The sequence below is a fragment of the Streptomyces sp. NPDC087215 genome (genome assembly GCF_044744885.1).
In the GTDB taxonomy this organism is placed as follows: Bacteria; Actinomycetota; Actinomycetes; order Streptomycetales; family Streptomycetaceae; genus Streptomyces.
In genome coordinates, this window is record NZ_JBIUZD010000001.1 from 340,969 (window position 1) to 360,690 (window position 19,722).

Annotated in this window: 12 protein-coding genes (1 of these 12 only partly in view); 2 read left to right on the forward strand and 10 right to left on the reverse strand. The window is 71.6% G+C overall.

Annotated features, from left to right (window positions below; all coding sequences use genetic code 11):
• The 9 genes from ACIO92_RS01300 to eccD form a co-directional block, all read right to left on the reverse strand.
• A protein-coding gene (locus ACIO92_RS01300; protein WP_402280507.1) for a lonely Cys domain-containing protein crosses the window boundary here: on the reverse strand, positions 1–1,157 show its start. Its footprint begins 25,666 nt before the window's first position; the window shows 1,157 of its 26,823 coding nt (coding positions 1–1,157); its start codon is at positions 1,155–1,157; its stop codon lies off the left edge, out of view.
• Positions 1,158–1,523 carry a hypothetical protein gene (locus ACIO92_RS01305; protein ID WP_366440708.1) on the reverse strand — a complete coding sequence of 122 codons (366 nt, stop codon included), beginning with the start codon at positions 1,521–1,523 and terminating at the stop codon, positions 1,158–1,160. It lies immediately after the preceding gene.
• A gap of 17 nt (positions 1,524–1,540) precedes the next feature.
• A complete protein-coding gene (locus tag ACIO92_RS01310; protein WP_366440707.1) occupies positions 1,541–1,987 on the reverse strand; it encodes a YbaB/EbfC family nucleoid-associated protein in 447 nt (148 codons plus the stop codon).
• 137 nt (positions 1,988–2,124) lie between these two features.
• Positions 2,125–5,511 (reverse strand): AAWKG family protein, encoded by a 3,387-nt coding sequence (locus ACIO92_RS01315; RefSeq protein ID WP_402056059.1) that lies wholly within the window; start codon positions 5,509–5,511, stop codon positions 2,125–2,127.
• 174 nt (positions 5,512–5,685) lie between these two features.
• The gene (locus ACIO92_RS01320) at positions 5,686–6,180 is read right to left on the reverse strand and encodes a type VII secretion system-associated protein (protein WP_366440705.1); all 495 of its coding nucleotides are present in this window, start codon (positions 6,178–6,180) and stop codon (positions 5,686–5,688) included.
• A gap of 99 nt (positions 6,181–6,279) precedes the next feature.
• A complete protein-coding gene (locus ACIO92_RS01325) occupies positions 6,280–6,603 on the reverse strand; it encodes a WXG100 family type VII secretion target (RefSeq protein ID WP_366440704.1) in 324 nt (107 codons plus the stop codon).
• An 82-nt stretch (positions 6,604–6,685) separates the two neighbouring features.
• The gene (locus tag ACIO92_RS01330) at positions 6,686–7,036 is read right to left on the reverse strand and encodes a hypothetical protein (protein WP_366440703.1); all 351 of its coding nucleotides are present in this window, start codon (positions 7,034–7,036) and stop codon (positions 6,686–6,688) included.
• Positions 7,037–7,309: 273 nt separating this feature from the next.
• On the reverse strand, positions 7,310–8,773 hold the full coding sequence (gene eccB / locus ACIO92_RS01335) for a type VII secretion protein EccB (protein ID WP_402280503.1): 1,464 nt from the start codon (positions 8,771–8,773) through the stop codon (positions 7,310–7,312).
• 24 nt (positions 8,774–8,797) lie between these two features.
• Positions 8,798–10,198, reverse strand: coding sequence for a type VII secretion integral membrane protein EccD (eccD, locus tag ACIO92_RS01340; RefSeq protein ID WP_366440701.1), 1,401 nt, complete (start codon positions 10,196–10,198; stop codon positions 8,798–8,800).
• A 312-nt stretch (positions 10,199–10,510) separates the two neighbouring features.
• Between eccD and eccCa the strand changes: the two genes are divergently transcribed.
• Positions 10,511–14,479 (forward strand): type VII secretion protein EccCa, encoded by a 3,969-nt coding sequence (gene eccCa / locus ACIO92_RS01345; protein WP_402280781.1) that lies wholly within the window; start codon positions 10,511–10,513, stop codon positions 14,477–14,479.
• A gap of 386 nt (positions 14,480–14,865) precedes the next feature.
• Here eccCa and ACIO92_RS01350 read toward each other — a convergent pair whose 3' ends face one another.
• Positions 14,866–16,092, reverse strand: coding sequence for a S8 family serine peptidase (locus tag ACIO92_RS01350; protein ID WP_402280501.1), 1,227 nt, complete (start codon positions 16,090–16,092; stop codon positions 14,866–14,868).
• Between the two features lie 298 nt (positions 16,093–16,390).
• Between ACIO92_RS01350 and ACIO92_RS01355 the strand changes: the two genes are divergently transcribed.
• Positions 16,391–19,705 (forward strand): right-handed parallel beta-helix repeat-containing protein, encoded by a 3,315-nt coding sequence (locus ACIO92_RS01355; protein WP_366440699.1) that lies wholly within the window; start codon positions 16,391–16,393, stop codon positions 19,703–19,705.
• The last annotated feature ends 17 nt before the right edge of the window (positions 19,706–19,722 follow it).

The window sequence follows — 19,722 nt, forward strand, 5'->3', positions numbered from 1 at the left end:
GGCGGTACCGGGCCGTGGCCCGTCGTAGGGACCGGCCGGAGGGGCGCCGGGAGCGGCGCGGAGTCCGTCGGCCCGAGGCCCCGGCTGCCTCCGTCCGGATCACCGGACCCTCCGCCGAGGCGTTCGTCCAGGAGGCGGGCGGAGTTCCGCTGGTACCTGGTGAAGAGGTTCCCGTCCGGGTAGAGCTTGAGGTGGGCGCCCTTGTACAGCTGCTCCAGCGGTTGGCCCATGAAGATCTGGGACACCCCGCTGAGACCGGCGCCCACGAGGGAGGTCCAGTCCCATTTGCCGAGGACGATCGCCGTGGCGATGGTCTCGCCGAAGCCCTCGGTGAGGAACGCGGCGGGCAGGTCGTACGCGGCGTTGTTCGCGTTGTGCCGGGTGAAGGGGCTGTTGAACCGGATCTCGAACTTCCCGAACACGTCCTTCTTGAGGTTGTTCTTGAAGGTGTTCGACAGAATGTTCTTGATCTTGTACGCCACGGCGCCGAAGTGGCCGATGAAGAACCCGGCCAGGCCGCCGACCGCCGCCGAGACCCCGACGTCCTTCCAGTTGATGCCGCCGGGCCTGAGCTCCGCCGGGTTGACGGTCATGGTGAGGAGCTGGGCGGCCAGGTTCTGGAGGGCCTCCTCGAACGCCTCGGACAGCGAGGGCAGGCTCTGGGTGTACCGCATGAGGCGGTCGACCACCATCAGGATCGCCAGCCTCGACCGCATCCGGGCGAGGATCATCTCCGAGACCGAGGCGCCGCCGGTGAACACGGCGAGCGCTTCGAGGAGGGCCAGCTCGATGATCAGCCAGACGACTTCCAGGATGATCTCGAAGTGGGCCTGCTGGATCTGGACGGCCGTCCTGCCCCGGTCCTCGGTGAAGCGGTCGAGCTGGGTGATGAAGCGCTGGAGCACGTCACCGCCGTTGACGTGCACCAGCTGGGACAGGGACTGCTCGTACGCCTCGGCCACGTTCGGCGGGAGGTACTGCTTGCCCATCTGGATGGACTCCAGGATGGACTGACGGAGTTCCCGGAGCCCGGCGGCCAGGTCGGTGAAGGTGGAACGGCTCTCCGCCGCCATGCCCGCCTTCGCCTGCACCGGCTTGGCGCCGAGCAGGACGAAGAGCATGTCGCTCACCGGCTCCGGATACTCGATGTCGAACATTCAGCGCTTCCCGTGGCCGCCGGTGTCGCCGCCGTCGCCGTTCGAGCCGCCGTCGTGGATCCGCTCCTGGACGTCCCGCTGGACGTTCTGGATGCTGGTCAGGCTCTCCAGGACCGCCGACTGCAGTCCGGCCAGGACTCCCCCGACGCCTCCGAGCACACCTCTGATGGTCTCGTTCTGCTGGTTCTCCTGGAGCTTCAGCTGGTCGTGGAGATCGTCGTCCTCGCCCTTCCACGGTTCGTAGTTCCGCACCGCGCCGTCGAAGCGCGCGAGCAGCTTCTTCGGCGTCTCCGCCGTGTCCCCGACGGCGAGGATCGTCTGCTGCAGCCCGACGGTGTCCGCCTGGTAGTTGCCGGTTCCGCTCATCGTCCGTCCTCCGCCGCTCAGTCGGTGTCTTCGTCGATCTCGTCGCGCAGCCGGTCACGCCCCGGGCGGCCCCGGGCGCCCGGACTCCCGCCGTCCAGCGCCGGTCCGAACACCTGGTTCCAGTCGAGGTCGAGGCCCCGCCGCACCGATCCCTCGGGGCCCGGACCGGTGAGGGGCGCGAAGGTGTCGATCACCCGGCGTGCCATCAGCGCCCGCCCCTGCTGGACCGCCTCCATGATCGAGGCGGCCAGTTGCGGGCCCGTCATGTTCTGGTGCCTGTTGTCGGAGAACCGCAGCCCCGCCAGCTCGCCCTGCGCTCCGATGGTGACCTCCACCGCGCGGTCCGAGGAACGGACGGTCGCGGACGCCTCGCTGAGATCGGCGCGCGCACGGGCGACGGCCGCCTGGGTGGCCTCCAGTTCGGCCATGGCCCGGACGATGCGCTCCTGCAACGGCTCGGACATCGGGCACTCCCGTCAGAGATGGATGAAGATCGTTACGTAGACGCGGTCTCCGGCGGGCCGGTTCCCGAACGGTCCCGGGATCCGGGGCCCCGGCACCTCGACCCGGCCCGGAGAAGGGAGGATCCGTCCCCCCGGCGCTAACGGCCGATCACGGCGGGTGCGCCTCCCTCGTCGGTGCCCCAGACGTCGTCGTCCTCCGGCTCCCAGACCTCGCGGTCACGGTCGCCGCTCTCGGTCTCGGTCCGCCCCGGCCCACCGGCACCTCCCGTCGGCGACGGGAACGGGTGGGCGCCGCTGGTGGCGACGGGCCGCCGTTCCCCGTAGGCTCCCCCGCCCTGCGGGGACGCCCCGGTGCGCCGGTTGCTCACCACATCGCCGTCGATGACGTTACGGACCCGCTCGGACGGTCCGTCGCCGCCCTGCCCACCCATGCCGCCCATGCCTCCCATGGGCATTCCGCCCATCGGCATCCCGCCCGTACCCGGGCCGCCGCCCATGCCCGGCATCGGCCCGCTGTTGAGCGGGGTTCCCCGGTTCCCGCCCGTCCCGCCGCCGGTTCCGTCGGAGGCACCGGACAGGGAGGGCTCGCGGTAGGGCGAGTCGTCGTACAGCTCCTCCTCGTAGCCGGAGCCGTAGTCGTAGGTGGGGATGTGCGAAGAGCCGCCGTTCACTTGGTGACCGCCGCCGGAACGGTACTCCGCCGGGGTGGTGTCGGGGTCGTTGAGATAGCCCGTGGTCGTGGTGCCGTCCGGGCCGCTGATCGACGTGGCCCCGGTGTCGGCGTCCACCCGCGCGGAACTGCCGTCGGGATACTCGGTGACGACCTGGCCCTGCGCGTCCAGATGGGTCCTGCTGCCGTCCGGATTGGTCAGCGAGTCGCCCGCGTTGAGCGGACCGGAGTACGAGGTGCCGTCGGGCCTGATGACGGTGGACATCTGGGTGTGCGGGTCGACCACGGTCCTGCTGCCGTCCGGGAAGTCCGTCACCACCCGGCCCTGGGAGTCCAGATGGGAGACGCTGCCGCCGGGGTTGGTCAGCGAGTCGTCGCCGTTGACCGGACCGGAGACGCCGTCGTGGCGAAGCTGGTCCCCCGGACCGCCGATGTCGTGGGACGGCCGGTCCTGATCGCCGTTCAGCCCACGGCTGAGCTGCTCCTGCCGGTGCTGGTACTCCTCCTGCTTCCGCTCCTGCTCGGCGCGGATCCGGTCCTGCCGGTCCTGCGCGTCGTCCTGCTTCTTCTCCTGCTCGGCACGGATCTGGTCCTGCCTGGCCTCCTGCTCCTTGCGGACCTGGTCCTGCCGGTCCTGCGCCTCGTCCTGCTTCTTCTCCTGCTCGGCACGGATCTGGTCCTGCCTGGCCTCCTGCTCCTTGCGGAGCTGCTCCTGCTTGGCCTCGGCCTTCTCCTGCTTCTCCTCCTGGCGCTGCTCCCTCTCCTCCTGTTTCCGTTCCTGCTCGGCGCGGATCTGCTCCTGCTTCTGCCGCGCCTCGTCCTGCTCGGCCTTCTGTTCCTTGCGGATCTCGTCCTGCTTGGCCTCCTGCTCCTTGCGGAGCTGCTCCTGCCGCTCCCGCGCCTCTTCCTCCTTCCGTTCCTGCTCGGCACGGAGCCGGTCCTGCTCGGCCTCCTGCTCCTCACGGAGCCGGTCCTGCTTGGCCTCCTGTTCGGCCTGTTTGCGCTCCTGCTCCTTCTCCCGCCTCTGCTGTTCCTCCTTCTGCTGTCTGACCTGCTGGATCTGGATCGCCTGCGCCTCGGCCTGCTTCTCCTCGGCCCGGTGCTGGGCGTCCGCCTGCTTCCGTTCCTGCTCCTCACGGAGCCGGTCCTGCTTGGCCTCCTGCTCGGCGCGGATCTGGTCCTGCTTGGCTTCCTGCTCCTTGCGGAGCTGTTCCTGTCTGGCCTCCCGTTCAGCCTGCTTCCGCTCCTGCTCCTCTTCCTTGGCCTCCTGCTTCGCCTCCCGCTCCGCCTGTTCGGCCTCCTGTTCCCGCTCCTTCTCCTCCCTCTTCCGCTCCAGTTCGGCCTGCTTGGCCTCCTGCTCCTTGCGGATCTGCTCCTGCTTGGCCTCGGCCTCGGCCTGCTTCGCCTCCGCCTCGGCCTTCGCCCTGGCTTCCCGGTCGAGCGCTTCCTTCTTGTCCTTCTCGTACCGCGCGTCCGCGTCCGCCTTGTCCTTCGCGGCCTTGTCGTCGGCGTCCTTCTTCAGCTTCTCCAGCTTGGCGTCCGCGTCCGCCTTGTCCTTGGCGGCCTTGTCGTCGGCGTCCTTCTTCAGCTTGAAGGCCTTGTCCTCCTTGAAGGAATCGCCGATCCCCTTGTCCCCCTTGGTGTTGAGGGAGCCGAGGTTGAACTGCGACGAGCTCCACGCCAGGCTCAGATTGCGCAGGGCCTCCTCCGCCGGGTCCCAGAGCCCCGTCTTGACGCCCGTCTCCCAGCGGCGGATCGCCTCCTCGCCGACCTTCTTCCAGGTGTCGAGCTCCGACATGTCGCCGTAGGTCTTGCCGTTCTCGTCCGTGGCCTCCGAGGTGAAACCGCCCCTCGGCGTGTACTCCCAGGCTCCGGTATCGCCGTAGATCTCGTACTCGGAGTCGACCTGCGTCAGGTTCTTGTCCCAGGACGCCTTGGCGATCTCGGTGAGGAGGTCGGAGAGGGACTTCAGCGGGTTGCCCTGTGTGTCCGCCCATCTCTCCCAGGCGTTGAACAGGTTCTGCGTCTGGGTCCGGAGCGCTTCGCCCGCCTGCCGGACCATACGGCCCTGCTTGGACGTGCCGACCACGTACTCCATGTCCTCGGAGTAGTTGTCGTACCTCCGCCTCAGCTCGTGGACGAGGTCCCAGAAGACGCCGGCCGCCTGCCCCCGCCAGGCGTCGTTCGGGGAGGAGCTGACGCTGTCCTGCCACTGGTCCGTGAGGATCCGGCCCATCCAGAAGAATCCGGCGACCCGGTCGAAGGAGTCCGCCACCAGGTCGAAGGAGTCCAGTCGCACGCCCTTGTCGGCGGAGACCCCGACCTTCTCCCCGCCCCAGGTGAAGCCGATGGTGCCTTCCTTGTCGTGCAGCAGGGCGCCCAGCGCGCGGCCCGTGCCGAAGGAGTACTTGGTCACCTTGAAGGTGTTCCAGACCGTTCCGTTGCTGCTCGGCTTGAAATGGCCGTCGTCGAGTTCCTTGCCGTACTTGCTGGTGCTCTCCGAGCCGACGACCTCGCCCTGCTTCGGCGCGCCGTCGGCGGTCCTGGAGCCGAGCAGCGTGAAGCGGGCCTTGTAGTAGGTGACCCCCTCGGTGCCGCCCCTGACGTAGAACGGGATGACGAAGTCCGTGTTCTCGATGTTCCACCCGGCGTTCTGGCCCATCCAGTCGAACTCGTTGCCCGTGATCGAGTCGACCTTCTTCTGTTCGGTGATCTCCACCTTCATCTGCTTGATGCCGTGGTTGCCGGTGATCTCGTCGAAGAGCGTGTGCCGGGCGTCCGCCGTGTACCCCGTGAAGAGCTTGACGGCCTTCAGCCAGTAGTCCTCGGGCCCGGTGTTCTTCTCGTCGGCCATGGTCGGGCTCCATCGGTTCTCTGCGGCGGGGTGCGGGGCGGGCGGCTGATGACGTGGCGGGGCGGGGACGGGAACGGCGCCAGGGCGGGAAGCCGGTGCGGCGGGGCGGGTGCGGGACGGAGTCGGAGGGGCGGCGGGGTGCGGGCGCGGGACGGCGTCGGGACGGGCGGGCGGCTACTTCTTGTCCGTACCGCCCGAGCCGCCGCCCTTCACGTCCGGCGGCGAGGTGAGGTCGGTCTCCACGTCCTCGTCGTCGAAGATGTCGTACAGCTTCTGGCCCTCGATGACGTCCAGGGTCTTCCCCTGCGTCTCGAACAGGGACTCGATCGTCTCCTTGAGGGCCGAGTCGATGTCCTTGAACAGCTCCACGTGCTTGAGGAGGATCGCGTCGAGCGTGGCCACCATGGTCTTCACCGAGTCGTTCACGTGCTGCCCGTTGGTCACCGCGTCCGTGGCGAGCGCGCCGATCGCGAGCGGGAGCAGCTCTCCCACCCGGTGTCCTTCGAGGACGCCCTTCCCTCCGTTCAGGGTGCTCGTCGAAAGGACGACGGGGTCGGTGCTGTCCGTGGTGACCGCCGTGAGCAGCTTCCGGAAGGTCCCGATGTCATCGTCCTTGAAACGCTGGATCCACGCCTTGTCGAGCTGAGTGGGGGGCTTGCCGTCCGTCATGTCCTCGTACCTCTCTCCGGCTCTCCTTCACGGGCGAAGCGTGACGGGCGGCCGTCCCACGCACCCGCTCCGTGGGACGGCGCCGTACGGCATCGCGGGTCAGCGGCCGACCCTGAGGTCCTGCCAGCCCTGTGTCTGCTGGCGTTCGTTGCTCGTGTAGAGCGCGCGCACCTGGTCCAGGGTCGCCGCGTTCTCCTGGAGCCAGGAGGCCATCTTGGCGACCGCGTTGTTCCACGCCGCCTGCTTCTCGTCGTAGACCTCGCGGTCCTCGCCCTCCCAGGAGTTCTTCAGCGCCTGGAGCTCGTCGTTCAGGCTGCTGATGATCTTCTGGATCTCGGTGGTCTGCAGACGCATGTCGTCGACAGCGTTGTCGACGTGGGCGTAACTGACGTAGATGCGCCCGTCGGTGAAGTTCTCCGACATCGGTGTCCTCTTCTCGCTGCGGGGAGCGGATCGTGGGGTGGCGTGTCCGGCTGGAGGCCGACGGGAGGGCGGCCCGGCCGGGTCACTTGTTCTCCGTGCTGCCCATCAGGTTGTCGAAGACGCTCTGCGACTGGGAGTACGCCTGGTTGATGGCCTCGTTCGAGGAGCCCTGGGCCATGCCCTGGGACCTGAGCGTCTCGTTGAGCTGGTCGATCATGTCCTTGAGGTTCTTCGAGATGACCTCGGCGTGCTCGTCCCAGCTGTCGAGCAGGCGCTGGAAGGAGAGGCCGTCGCTGCCCTGGAGCGCGGCGGTCATGCCGTGCTTGGTGTTCTCGACGTCCTGTCTGCGGCTCTGGACGCCCGAGTAGGCCATCTCCAGGGCCTGGATGCCGTTCCGCGTCGCCTGTTCTTCTGCCCTCTGTATGCCCGCCATGGGCTTGCCCCTTTCGATGGTTCCTCACCGCCAGGCCCGAAGCGCTGGCGCGGCCCGCGCGACCGGACGCCGAAGTGCCGTCATCCGACCGGCCGGTGCAGACGAAGATGGTAGGAGAGTCATGGCCGCGTGAGCAACGCTTACCAGGAAGAAAGACCGTTATACAGACCCTCCGTCAATTCATCTGATTCACAGGCCACTTGATCTGCGTGGACTCTTCCTCAGATGTTCCTCAAATGTCGATACACCGTTGGTGGGGACGAGTTGGGCCTGTCAACGGTTGCGTGCTTTCCCTCCGAATGCCTCACACTGCGGAGTTGTGGCTGTGGCACGGCCGGAAATCGCCGCCGACGCGGTCAGGTCGGGGCCGGTGGGCAGCATCGACAGCAGTGACGAGGGAAGCCGTTGTGCCTGCCCGGTGGTGTATCCCAGGGCCTTCAGCGCGTCCGCCGACGGCACCCGGTACTTCACCCCGCTGTCCGTCACCAGGTAGAGGGTGCTGCCGAGGTCGGAGCCGTCCGCGCCGAGCGCGTGGACCAGAGCGCCGCCGCCGGGCGGCACCACGATCCGGTTGACGGTGACACAGGCCGGGGTCAGCCCCTCGGTGGGGGCCTGCGCGGGTCTGCCGAGGCCGTCGGCGTCCGTCAGGGACACGCTCACCCGCGTCCCGTCGGCGCCGGACCGGATGCCCACGCAGGGCGCATCGCCGACGCCGGGCTCGACCGCCGTCGGCGGGCTGTCGGGCAGGCCCCCGGGCGCGCCGCCCCCGGTGCCGGGCGCCAGGCGTCCGACCACCTCGGAGGCCGCGAGGGTGACGGCGCTCACCGCGCCGCCCGCGTACGCCTGCTTCCTGGTCGCCGGATCGCCGAGCAGCAGCGCGGCCACGGTGGCGCTGACGGGAGTCAGCCCCTCCTGGCGCAGGACGTGGTAGCGGTGGGCTCCGCCGGGCGCGGACACCTGGAAGACCTGGCCGACACGGGTGTCCCGGCCGCCCAGGGGCGGGCCGGGGCGGCCCCGCCCGGGTACGGCCGGGGCCGTCAGGTCGGGGCCGGAGGGCAGTGCGTTGAGGAAGGCCGCGGAGACCGGCAGGGAGGCGCGCGCACCGTAGCCGAGGGCCTCGCGGGCGCCGCCCGCCATGTCCAGGCGCAGCTTGCCGCCCCGCCACACGAGGTAGGGGGTCCGGTCGGGGGCGGTGACGAGCAGGCCCTGGGAGGTGGTGAGGCCCGCGCCCCCCGGGTCCTTCCCCACGGCCAGCGCGGTGGCCGTCGTCCCGGCGCCGTCCGTGGCCGAGCACACCTGCCAGGGGCCGTCGGTGAGGGAGCCGGGCAGTTCGTCCGGTGCGCCGGGGATGCCCACGGGCGCGCCGTGGGCGGTGCCGCCGAGCGACCGGCTCCCGACGGAGGCGGTCTTCATCCCCGGGCCGAGGAGCAGCCTGGCCGAGGTGTGGTTGCGCACCGGGCGGAGCCGTCCGTCGAGGTAGAGGTAGCGGCCGCCGGTGTCCTTGTTGACCACCAGCGTGCCGTCGGCGCGCCACGAGTCCTTCGTACCGGGTCTGAGCAGCCCGAAGACGAAGGATCCTGCGCAGATCAGCAGGGCGATGATCACGCTGATGGCGATGCCCCGGTTGGTTCTTCCCTGGGGGCTCTCGGGGGCGTCGGGATCGGCCCTCAGCAGGCCCGAGGTCAGGCGTCCCATGACGAACATGTGCGCCTGGACCTGGTCGCGCTTGGACTGCACTGTGCGTTCCTCCGGTTCGGGCCGTCAGCCGTTCAGTCCGCGCAGGGCGCCGTACACGCCGAGCACCCAGAGGGCCAGTGGCAGGAGGGCGAGCGCGGCCGCGGTGTGCAGGATCTCCGCCGCCCGGCCCCAGTACGGGACGAGTCGTCGGCCGGGCACCGTCCAGGAGGCGATGGCGAGTCCGGCGGCGGCGGCCAGCAGGCCCGCGGCGAGCAGGATCCGTCCGTCGGCCGTGCGGGACGGGGCGCCGAGGAGGACCAGCAGCAGCAGTCCCCCGGCTCCGGGGAGGATGAGGGACAGTCGCTGCCAGACGTTCCCCGGGCCTCGTCCGTGCAGCAACAGCAGCAGGGCGAGGACGACCGCCATGACGGCTTCGGCGAGGCCGCCGTCGTGGGCGAGGACGGCCAGGCACACCGCGCACACGACGCCCACGGCCCCGTACAGCGAGGTCATCCAGCCGTCGGCGATCACCGCGCGGGCGGCGACCACCGAGGCCCGGTGGGGTTCGATGCCCTCCTGGAGCTGTTCGGCGTTGGCCGGCAGCGGCGGCATCCGCAGTCCGGACATCCGGAAGGCGAGGCTGGGGACGAACGCCCCGAGGAGTACGGCCGCCAGGGCGGCGATCCCGGCGAACTCGGGGAGTCCGAGATCGGTGACGAGCATCAGGGCGCCGACGAGGGCGCCGAAGGCCATGACGACGGCGAGGCCGAGGAAGAGGGCGGCGAAGGAGCCGACGGCGGCCAGGGCGACGACGGCGCCGCCCGCGCCCGCCGCGCAGGCGGCGAGGAGCCGGGCGCCCAGCACTTCGTGGCCGTGCGGTCCGCCCAGGTCGCCGCCGGGCAGGAGCCAGCCGGCGAGGGCGAGGTAGGGGCCGGTCATGAAGCCGAGTGCCGCTCCCGCGGCGGCGTCGCCGACCGCGCGGCTCGCCGCTCCGGCACCGGCGATCAGCAGCAGTCCGGCCAGGGCGGCGCCGGTCGCGCGGGCCACCGGTGAGCCGTCGGGCAGGGCGAGGACGATCGCCCCGGCGAGCAGGGCGGTGACGGCGAAGCCGCGGAGCAGCCGGGTACCGGCCGCCGGGGACCAGCCGTGCGGGCGGTCCCGCATGGTGCTGGAGATGCCGTCCACGAGGTCGTCGACCTGTACTTCGGGGAGGGCGTCGACGCGTGGTCTGAGGTAGAGGGTCTCGCCGTCGCGCAGGTCGTAGGAGTCGAGGGTGCGTTCCTCGTCCATCGGTTCGCCGCCGAGGCGCTGCAGCACCCAGCCGCCGTGGTCGAGGCCGGTCTCCGCGAGGTCGTCGCCGCCGTAGCCGAGGACGGCGGGCAGCAGGTCGGCCACGGGGACGTCGGAGGGGACCGCGAGGTCCATGGTCCTGTTCGGGGCGCGTACGGTCAGGCGGCACAGTCCTGCCACCTGGTTGTCAGTCATCGGCCTTGCTCACGCTTCTTCCGGGGGTCTGCGAGTGGGGTTCCCGGGTTTCCGTCGCACCCGGCGGTGTGGCGAAGGACGGCTCGGTGGACACGTCATCGTATGCGCGTGATCGTATGCGGGTGTGGAATGCGCCGTCGGGCGGGTGCGCATTACTGGCCGGGTCGATCAACTGATATACCGGATGGGCGGAGTTAGCTGACCGGTCGCCGGTGCCGATGTGACGGAGTTCTCACCCGCCGCTGTTTTCAACGGTGTTGTCACACCGCCGCGCCGACGTTGTCCCGCTACCGAGGAGATCTTTCGTTGAGTGTGGTCCTGTTCCGCCGTCCGGCGCGACGACGTGGCCCTGAAATGCCGGACGGCGAAATGAAGTTGCAGGAGCCGCCGACGCTGCCCGAAGTGGTGCCGGACAGCTCCGCGGTGTGGACTTATCTGCCGATGGCGCTGATGTCGGTCTCCATGATGCTCATGTTCATGAGACCGGGTATGGGCGGCGGGAGCGGCAGCCACTTCATGTATCTGGCCATGGGACTGATGGTGCTGTCGTCGGCGGCCATGATGCTGGGCCAGATGATCCGGAAGGCCAGTGAGCGCAAGCAGCGCCTGAAGGGGGAGCGCCGCGACTACCTGCGCTACCTGACACAGATCAGGCGGAAGGTCCGCACGGCCGTGTCCGACCAGCAGAAGGCGCTGGCCTGGCGTCATCCCCCGCCTTCGGCGCTGTGGCAGTTGGCGGGAACGACCCGGCTGTGGGAACGCAGGCCGCAGGACGAGGACTTCGGCGAGATCCGGGTGGCCGTCGGGGAGCAGCGGCTGGGGCTGCGGCTGACGCCGACGTCGACCACTCCGGTCGAGGATCTGGAGCCGTTGTCGGCGCACGCCCTGCGCAGTTTCATCCGGGCGTACTCGACGGTGCCCGAGCAGCCGATCGCGATCTATCTGCGGGCCTGGGCACGGGTGTCGTTCCGTGGGGACGAGGACCGGATACGGGCGGTGGCCCGCGCGATCGTCGCGCAACTGGCCACGTTCCACGCCCCGGACGACGTGTGGGTGGCGCTGTGCGTGTCGGACGAGCGGCGGGCGGACTGGGAGTGGGTGAAGTGGCTTCCGCACCATCTGCATCCGCAGGAGACCGACGGCGCGGGTCCGGCGAGGATGTCCGTGTCCACCTTCAACGAGCTGGAGGACCTGCTCGGTGCCGAGTTCCTGGAGCGTCCGCCGTTCGACCCGGACGCCCCGCCCAGCCGTGACGAGCCGTTCACCGTCATCGTGGTGGACGGGGGTTCCGTGCCCGCCCAGCACCGGGCGGACGGGTCGGGCTTCCGCAACGCCGTCGTCCTGGACCTGTCCGGTGCGCTGAGCTGGCGGCCGGGGCGGGTCGCGCTGCGGTTCGACGTGGGCCGGGACTCCTTCGGGCTGGTCCGCACCGACCGGGAGCGCAAGGAGCAGACCACCCGGCTCGGCCGGCCGGACGGTCTGGGGACGGTCGGCGCGACGGCGCTGGCCAAGCGGCTGGCCCCGTACCGGATGGGGCTGGGCGGTGGTGACGCCACGGAACCGCTCTCCTCGGACGTGGAGCTGACCCGGCTCCTCGGCATCACCGATCTGTACCAGCACGATCCCCGGTCCCTGTGGGAGCGGGGCACCGGCTCCCAGCGGCTCAAGGTGCCGATCGCGGTCGGCCCGGACGGTACGCCGGTGGAGCTGGACATCAAGGAGTCGGCGCAGGGCGGCACCGGTCCGCACGGGATGCTCATCGGTGCGACCGGTTCCGGCAAGAGCGAGCTGCTGCGGACCCTGGTCCTGGCGATGGCGCTGTCGAACTCCTCGGAGACGCTCAACTTCGTCCTGGTGGACTTCAAGGGCGGCGCCACGTTCCTGGGTCTGGACGAACTCCCGCACGTCTCGGCGGTGATCACCAATCTCGCCGGGGAGGCCGCTCTGGTCGGCCGGATGCAGGACGCGCTGCACGGCGAGCTGATCCGGCGCCAGGAGCTGCTGCGCTCGGCGGGCAACTACACCTCGGCGCTGGAGTACGAGAAGGCGCGGGCGGCCGGGACGCCGCTGGATCCGCTGCCGAGCCTGTTCGTCATCGTCGACGAGTTCAGCGAACTCCTTTCCTCGCACCGCGAGTTCATGGAGCTGTTCGTCATGATCGGGCGTCTCGGGCGGAGCCTGGGGGTCCATCTGCTGCTGGCTTCGCAGCGGCTGGACGAGGGGCGGATGCACCAGCTGGAGAGCCACCTCTCGTACCGCATCGGGCTGCGCACCTTCTCCGCGATGGAGAGCCGTGGTGTCCTGGGGGTGCCGGACGCCTACCAGTTGCCGCCGCAGCCCGGCGGCGGTTTCCTGAAGTCCGGTGTGGAGGCGCTGACCCGGTTCCGGGCCGCGTACGTCTCCGGGCCGTACGAGCAGCGGCGCGGCCGGGCGAACCAGGCCAGGGTGGCGCACCAGACGATGCCGTGGACGGCGTCGTACGTGGTGCCCCGTCAGCCCGCCGAGGCCCCGGAGCCGGAACCGGAGCCCGCGGAGGAGACCTCCGAGACCCTGTTGTCCGTCGCCGTGCGGCGGATGATCGGCGCGGGGCCGCCCGCCCATCAGGTGTGGCTGCCGCCGCTCGACCTGCCCGTCACCCTGGACCAGGTGCTGCCGCCGCTGACGCCCGATCCGGAGCTGGGCCTCACCGCGGTGGGCTGGCCGCTGCGCGGGGCGCTGACGGTCCCGGTCGGCATCGTGGACCGGCCCTTCGACCAGTCGCGGGACCTGCTGACCGTCGATCTGTCGGGTGTCGGCGGCCATGTGGCCGTCGCGGGTGGCCCGCAGAGCGGCAAGAGCACCATGGTGCGGACCGTCCTGACCGCGCTGGCCCTCACCCACACGCCGCGCGAGGTGCAGTTCTACTGTCTGGACTTCGGCGGTGGGACCCTGGCGTCGCTGGCCGGGCTGCCGCACATGGCGGGGGTCGCCGCGCGCCTGGACACCGAGCGGGTGGGCCGGGTGATCTCCGAGGTCACCACGCTGCTCGCGGACCGTGAGCGGTTCTTCCTGGAGCAGGGCATCGACTCGATGGCGACCTACCGCCGCCGCCGGGCGGCGGGCGAGTTCGCGGACCAGCCGCACGGGGACGTGTTCCTCGTCGTCGACGGCTGGTCCACGGTCCGCCAGGACTTCGACCGCAACATCCAGACGTTCTCCGCCATCGCCGCCCGGGGCCTCAACTACGGCATCCACCTCATCGTGACCACCGCCCGCTGGGTGGAGCTCACCGCGGCCATCCGCGACCAGGCGGGCACGCATCTGGAGCTGCGGATGGGTGACGCGATGGACTCCGAGATCGACACCCGGCGGGCCTCCACCGTGCCCCGCGTCCCGGGCCGGGGCCTCACCCGCGAGGGCAAGCTGCACTATCTGACCGCGCTCCCCCGCATCGACGGCACGGAGTCCGCCGACGACCTCTCCGACGGGCTCGCGGGCCTGGTGGCGGCGGTGCGGGAGAGCTGGCACGGACCGGCGGCCCCGAAGCTGCGGATGCTGCCGACGAAACTCCCCGCGCGTGAACTTCCTCCTGCCGGTGGTGACTTCCGGATGCCCCTCGGTCTTGAGCAGGAGCGTCTCTCGGTCGTCTGGCACGATTTCAGCGAGAGCCCGCACATGGTGGTCGTGGGGGACACCGAGAGCGGCAAGACCAATCTGCTGCGGCTCGTGGCGAAGGCCGTCATGGACCGGTACACACCGGCCGAGGCCCGCATCATGCTCGTGGACTACCGCCGCGACCTGGTGGAGGCGGTGCCGGAGGAGTACCGGCTCGGCCACGCCGTGTCGACGGACGCGCTCAGGGACCTCATCGACGGCGCGGCCCGTGCGGTGCGGACCCGTGTCCCCGGCCCGGACATCGCCCCGGGGCGGATGAAGCGGGCCGACTGGTGGTCCGGGCCCCGGCTGTTCATCCTGGTCGACGACTACGACATGGTGGGCGCCGGGATCGGCAACGCGCCGTTCGAGCCGCTGCTCAACCAGCTGGCCCTGGGCTGGGAGGTCGGTCTGCACATCGTGGTGGCCCGGGGCGCCTCGGGCGCGGGGCGCGGGATCAACGAGATGCTGCTGCGACGGCTCCTCGAGGTCAACACCCCCGCCCTGCTGCTGTCCTGTCCGCCCTCGGAGGGCTATCTGCTGGGCAACATCAAGGGCAGGACCATGAATCCGGGCCGGGCCGTCCGGGTCGCCCGCCGCAAGACGACGACGATCCAGACGGCGCTGGTGGACGAGCCGGAGGAGTGAGCGGGCCGCCGCCCGGCGGCGGGCGCGGCGCCCTCCCGGGGGTTCCGGCCCCCACCGCCGGGCGGAGGTCCGTCCCACCGTGGCCCGGGTTCCGCACCGGCGGGCGGCCCCCGGTCCTGATCGGGGCGGATGAGCGCCGTGCGAAGTGCCGCGGCACAGGGCGGGAGCCGGGCACGGCACGAGGCGCGTGGGGCGGCGCGCACGGTCCCGTCCATGGGCATCCCAGCCGGTACGGGCCGCCACGCGCTCCCGTAGGCGCTCCGCGCGGGAGGCCCCGGGTGCCCCCGGCTCCCCCGGACGTGCCGGACACGTCCGTACGCGGCTCCGGCTCACCTCGGCAACGATCCGCTGCCCGGCCGCGCCGCGCACACCGTCCGGCCCGTGGGTCACCCGGTGGTGCCGCGCTCCGGGTCGTGGCCCGCCGGGCGCCAGCCCCGGGCCCGGCCGCGCGGAATCACCACGGCGGCTCCGGCCACCAGCAGCGCCAGCGCTCCACCCGCTCCCGCGATCCACAGGGCACGGCGGCGCGGCTCGGAGGAGGCCTCCGGGGGGATCGTCACGGGCGGCGCGCCGGGCGGGGCGGCCCGCTCGCCGGGGAGGACGGCGGTCAGTGCCGCGTACGGGTCGACCCGTGGCGGGACCGCCGGATAGGCCGCCGCGACGAGTTGGCGTGCCACCTGGGCCGCCGTCATCCTCGGATGCCGTGAGCGGACGAGGGCCGCCGCCCCGGCCACGTTGGCCGCCGCGAACGAGGAGCCGGAGCCGATGAAGTGGCCGGCGCCGGCGGGGCCGACGCTGACCACGGCGTCCCCCGGCGCCGCCAGGTCGGCGCCCGCCGGTGGCGGGGCGTTCTTCGGGCGGGTGCCGTCGGGGCCGTGGTCCATGACCGTGAGGACGCCGGGCACGGCCGAGGGCCAGTACCAGGGCGCCGGGCGGACCGTACGGCCGGTGGCGCGGTCCCGGGGCAGCGCGTCCGGCGCGTAGGGGGCGACGACCAGTGCGTCCCGCTGCCGCGCGTACTCCACCGCCGCCGTCAGGACCTCCTTGCCGTCGGGGACCACGCGCCCCACGTACACGACCTTCGCCCCGCCGTCGACCGCGGCCCGGATGCCGTCGGCGAGCAGTCTCGCCGTCGGGGCGCCGCGCTCGTCGGTGCCGCGCACTGCCAGGACGCGGGCGGCGGGCGCGACCCCGGCCATGCCGACGCCCTCGACGGGGGCGGCGGCGATCAGACCCGCGGCGAAACTGCCGTGCCCCGCACAGTCCTCGCCCGCCGCGCCGACCGCCGTGACCCGGTCACCGAGGGCCGGGACGGTGGTCGTGACCCCGGTGTCCACCACGCCGACCGTGACACCGCCGCCGTCCGCGAGCGTCCATGCCCGCTTGAGCCCCAGGGCCTGCCGGGTCCACGGTTCTTGACGAGCCGTCACTTTCGATGCGGGGGTGCAGGGTTCACCGGGAGCGACGACCGAGGGGATCGAGGGCAGTTCGACGGAGTCCGCCGCCGGGTCCGCCGCGGCGGGCGCCGCCCGAGTGGCGAGGGGCACCACGGCCAGCAGGGTCACGGCCACCGCGTGACGTACCGGGCGGCGGGAGGAACGAGCACGTCGCATGGCCCGCACGATACGCTCGAAGCGTCACCGCGCGGCACGCGGCCCCACTCGTACCGGCCCGTGGGGGAACCTCGGCGGGTATCGTTCCCGAAGGGCGAACCTCCTTTCCCTGTACGGGGTATGACCCCATCCCACCTGCGCGAAGAGGGCCGCCGCACGGCACCCGACGGCCTGGCGACCGGTACCACCGTTCCCGTAGCCTTCCTCGCGTGCCCGTTCTCCTCCGGCCTCCCGGCAGCACGGTTCGGGGCCGCCGAGGGGCCCGGCGGCAGCAGCGTCACAACGAGGAGGCTCCAGCGTGTCACGGCAGTTGCTCACGGTCGGCCCGGACGAGCCGCAGGGCTTCCGGACGATCGGCGAGGCCCTGGAGAAGGCGCGGGCGGGAGCGGTGATACGCGTCCGGCCCGGCCGCTACCGCGAGAACCTGACCGTGCGCACCCGCATCACCATCGCCGGTGAGGGGGAACGCGGGGACGTCGAGATCTGCCCGCCGAGGGGCACCGCCGTGGTGCTCGTCGCGGACGCCGTGATGCTCACCGGTCTGACGCTGCGCGGCGGCAGCGAGGACCTGCCCGTGGTCGACGCGCCCCGGGGCCAGGTCGCCATGGACGGGTGCGCGGTGGTGGGTTCGGGCTGGACGGCGGTCCTGGCGCGTGAGCAGGGCTCGCTGGCCATCCGCAACTGCCGTGTCTCCAACCCCACCGGCGCCGGAGTGGTGGACACCGCGCCCACGGGGAGCGTCGTCGCCGACTCGGTCTTCGAGCATCTGGGCACCTCGGCGATCGTCCTCGGCGAGCAGGCCCGTACCACCGTGCGCGGCTGCCGGGTCCGGGACGCCGAGGGCAACGGCGTCCTCGCCAACGGCGAGGCCCAGGGCCGGGTGGAGGACTGTGACATCAGCGCCACGGGCAAGCCCGCCGTCGCGCTCGAAGGCACCTGTTCCACCCATGTGCTGCGCACCCGGGTGCACGACACCTCCGTCGGCGTGTACGTGACCAGCGGCGCGCGGCCCACCCTCGAAGAGGTCACCGTCACCGACACCACGGGCCCCGGCATCGTGCTGGCCTCCGGCGCCGACCCGGAGGTGCTGCGCTGTGTCACCTCCCGGACCAAGGGCAGCGGGCTCACCGTCACCGAGCGTTCCCGTGGCACCTTCCAGGACTGCGCCTTCGACTCCGCGACCGCTCCCGCCGTCCGGGTGCTCGGCAACAGCGCGCCGCTGCTGACCGGCACCACCGTGCGCGACTGCGCCGACAGGACCGCCGCCGTACTGCTGACGGAGAGCTCCTCGGCGGAGTTCGACCGGCTGGACGTCCTCGACGCCGCCGGGGTCGGCGTCTCCGTCCGCTCGCACGCGAACCCGCTGCTGAGCCGGGTGCGGATCACCGGCGCGCGCGGCCACGGTCTGGAGGTGACCGAGGACGGGCGGGGGCGGATGGAGGCGTGCGCGGTGGAGGGCGCCGAGGGCTCCGGCATCCGGATCGCCGACGGCGGCGCGCCGGACGTCCGCGACACCACCGTACGGCGGACCGCGCTGGCCGGGGTGTCGGTCGGCGCCGGGGGCCGGGGCACGCTCCGCGACTGCGAGATCCGGGCGAGCGCCACCGCCGGTCTGCAGGTGGAGAGCGGCGGCGAGGTCACCGGTCACCGTCTGCACGTCGCCGAGTCCGGCGCCCACGGCGTCCTGGTCGCCGAGGGGGGACGGGCCGCCCTGGAGGCGTGCCACGTCACGGGCAGCACCGGCGACGGCATCCGGGTCGACAGCACCGAGAAGGTCGCCCTCACCCAGTGCACCGTGCGCGACAACCGGGGCGCGGGCCTCCGGCAGTCCCGGGGAAGCGACCGCCTCACCGTGTCGGGTCTCGACAGCAGCGGCAACGCCGTCCCCGACGCCTGGGGCGAGGACCTCGGTCCGGGCGGCACGACGGCCGGTGCCCCGAGCGGCGGTGCCCGGACGCCCGAGGGCCCGCTGGAGGAACTGGAGGCGCTGGTCGGCCTCGCCGACGTCAAGCACCAGGTCCATACCCTGGTCACCCTCAACCAGCTCGCGCAGCGGCGTGCGAGCCTCGGGATGCCCGCCCCGCCGATGAGCCGCCACCTGGTGTTCTCCGGTCCGCCCGGCACCGGCAAGACCACCGTCGCCCGGCTCTACGGCGGGATCCTCGCCGAGCTGGGGGTGCTGCGCTCCGGCCATCTGGTCGAGGTGTCCCGCGCCGATCTGGTCGCGCAGATCATCGGCGGAACGGCCATCAAGACCACCGAGGCGTTCAACGAGGCCCTCGGCGGTGTGCTGTTCGTCGACGAGGCGTACACCCTGCTGTCGGACGGCAGGGGGTCGGGGGCCGACTTCGGCCGGGAGGCCATCGACACGCTCCTGAAGCTGATGGAGGACCACCGCGACGACGTGGTGGTCATCGCCGCGGGCTACACCGGTCAGATGGACGAGTTCCTCGGCTCCAACCCCGGTCTCGCCTCCCGGTTCACCCGGACCGTCGAGTTCGCCAACTACTCGGTGGAGGAACTGGTCACCATCACCGAGTCCATGTGCGCCGCCCACCGCTACGAACTCGCCCCGAGCACCCTGGACGCCCTCGCCCTGCACTACGAGCGGATGCCCCGCGACGCCACGTTCGGCAACGGCCGCGCGGCCCGCCGCGTCTTCGAGGAGATGGTGGACCGGCAGGCCTTCCGGCTCGGTTCGATGGCCGATCCCGCCGAGGCGGACCTGTCGTTGCTGCTGCCGGACGACGTCGCCCCCGAGGCGACGCCCGGCGGCGCGGACACCGCCCGCGACGCCCGGGACCTGCTGGCCGAACTGGACTCCATGGTGGGCCTGTCGGCCGTCAAGCACGAGGTCACGGACCTCACCCATCTCCTGGAGGCCACCCGCCAGCGCCGGGCGGCGGGCCTGCCCACCCCGAAGATCAGCCACCACCTGGTCTTCTCCGGCCCGCCCGGCACCGGCAAGACCACCGTCGCCCGGCTCTACGCGGATCTGCTGCACTCCCTGGGCGTCCTGAGGACCGGACAGCTCGTGGAGGTGGCCCGCGCGGATCTGGTGGGCCGGTACGTGGGTCACACCGCGCAGCTCACCAAGGAGGTCTTCGAACGGGCCTTCGGCGGCGTGCTGTTCATCGACGAGGCGTACACCCTCACCCCCGGCGGTTCGGGCTCCGACTTCGGGCAGGAGGCCGTGGACACCCTGCTGAAGCTGATGGAGGACCACCGCGACGAGGTCGTGGTCATCGCCGCGGGCTACACCGACGAGATGCGGCGCTTCCTGGCCTCCAACCCGGGGCTCGCGTCCCGGTTCAGCCGGACCGTGGAGTTCGAGCACTACTCCTCGGACGAACTGGTCACCATCATGGACACCTATGCCTCCCAGTCCGGCTACGACTGCGCCGAGGAGACCCTGGACGCGCTGCGCGACCATGTCGCACGCATCCCGAGGGACCGCTCCTTCGGCAACGCCCGTACCGCCCGCCAGATCCTGGAGTCGATGATGACGCGACAGGCCCGGCGCATCGGCGCACTGGCCTCGCCCGGCCTGGAGGACCTGCGGCTGCTGCTCCCGGCGGACGTGCCGGCGTCCTCCCCCGGGCCCACGGGCTGACGGGGCCGCGCCTCGCC

Bases quoted from the DNA above. Each gene is read 5' to 3' on its own strand.
- ACIO92_RS01320 (WP_366440705.1), bottom strand. From the start codon at position 6,180: ATGACGGACGGCAAGCCCCCCACTCAGCTCGACAAGGCGTGGATCCAG.
- ACIO92_RS01315 (WP_402056059.1), bottom strand. From the start codon at position 5,511: ATGGCCGACGAGAAGAACACCGGGCCCGAGGACTACTGGCTGAAGGCC.
- eccD (WP_366440701.1), bottom strand. From the start codon at position 10,198: ATGACTGACAACCAGGTGGCAGGACTGTGCCGCCTGACCGTACGCGCC.
- ACIO92_RS01325 (WP_366440704.1), bottom strand. From the start codon at position 6,603: ATGTCGGAGAACTTCACCGACGGGCGCATCTACGTCAGTTACGCCCAC.
- ACIO92_RS01330 (WP_366440703.1), bottom strand. From the start codon at position 7,036: ATGGCGGGCATACAGAGGGCAGAAGAACAGGCGACGCGGAACGGCATC.
- ACIO92_RS01305 (WP_366440708.1), bottom strand. From the start codon at position 1,523: ATGAGCGGAACCGGCAACTACCAGGCGGACACCGTCGGGCTGCAGCAG.
- ACIO92_RS01350 (WP_402280501.1), bottom strand. From the start codon at position 16,092: ATGCGACGTGCTCGTTCCTCCCGCCGCCCGGTACGTCACGCGGTGGCC.
- ACIO92_RS01310 (WP_366440707.1), bottom strand. From the start codon at position 1,987: ATGTCCGAGCCGTTGCAGGAGCGCATCGTCCGGGCCATGGCCGAACTG.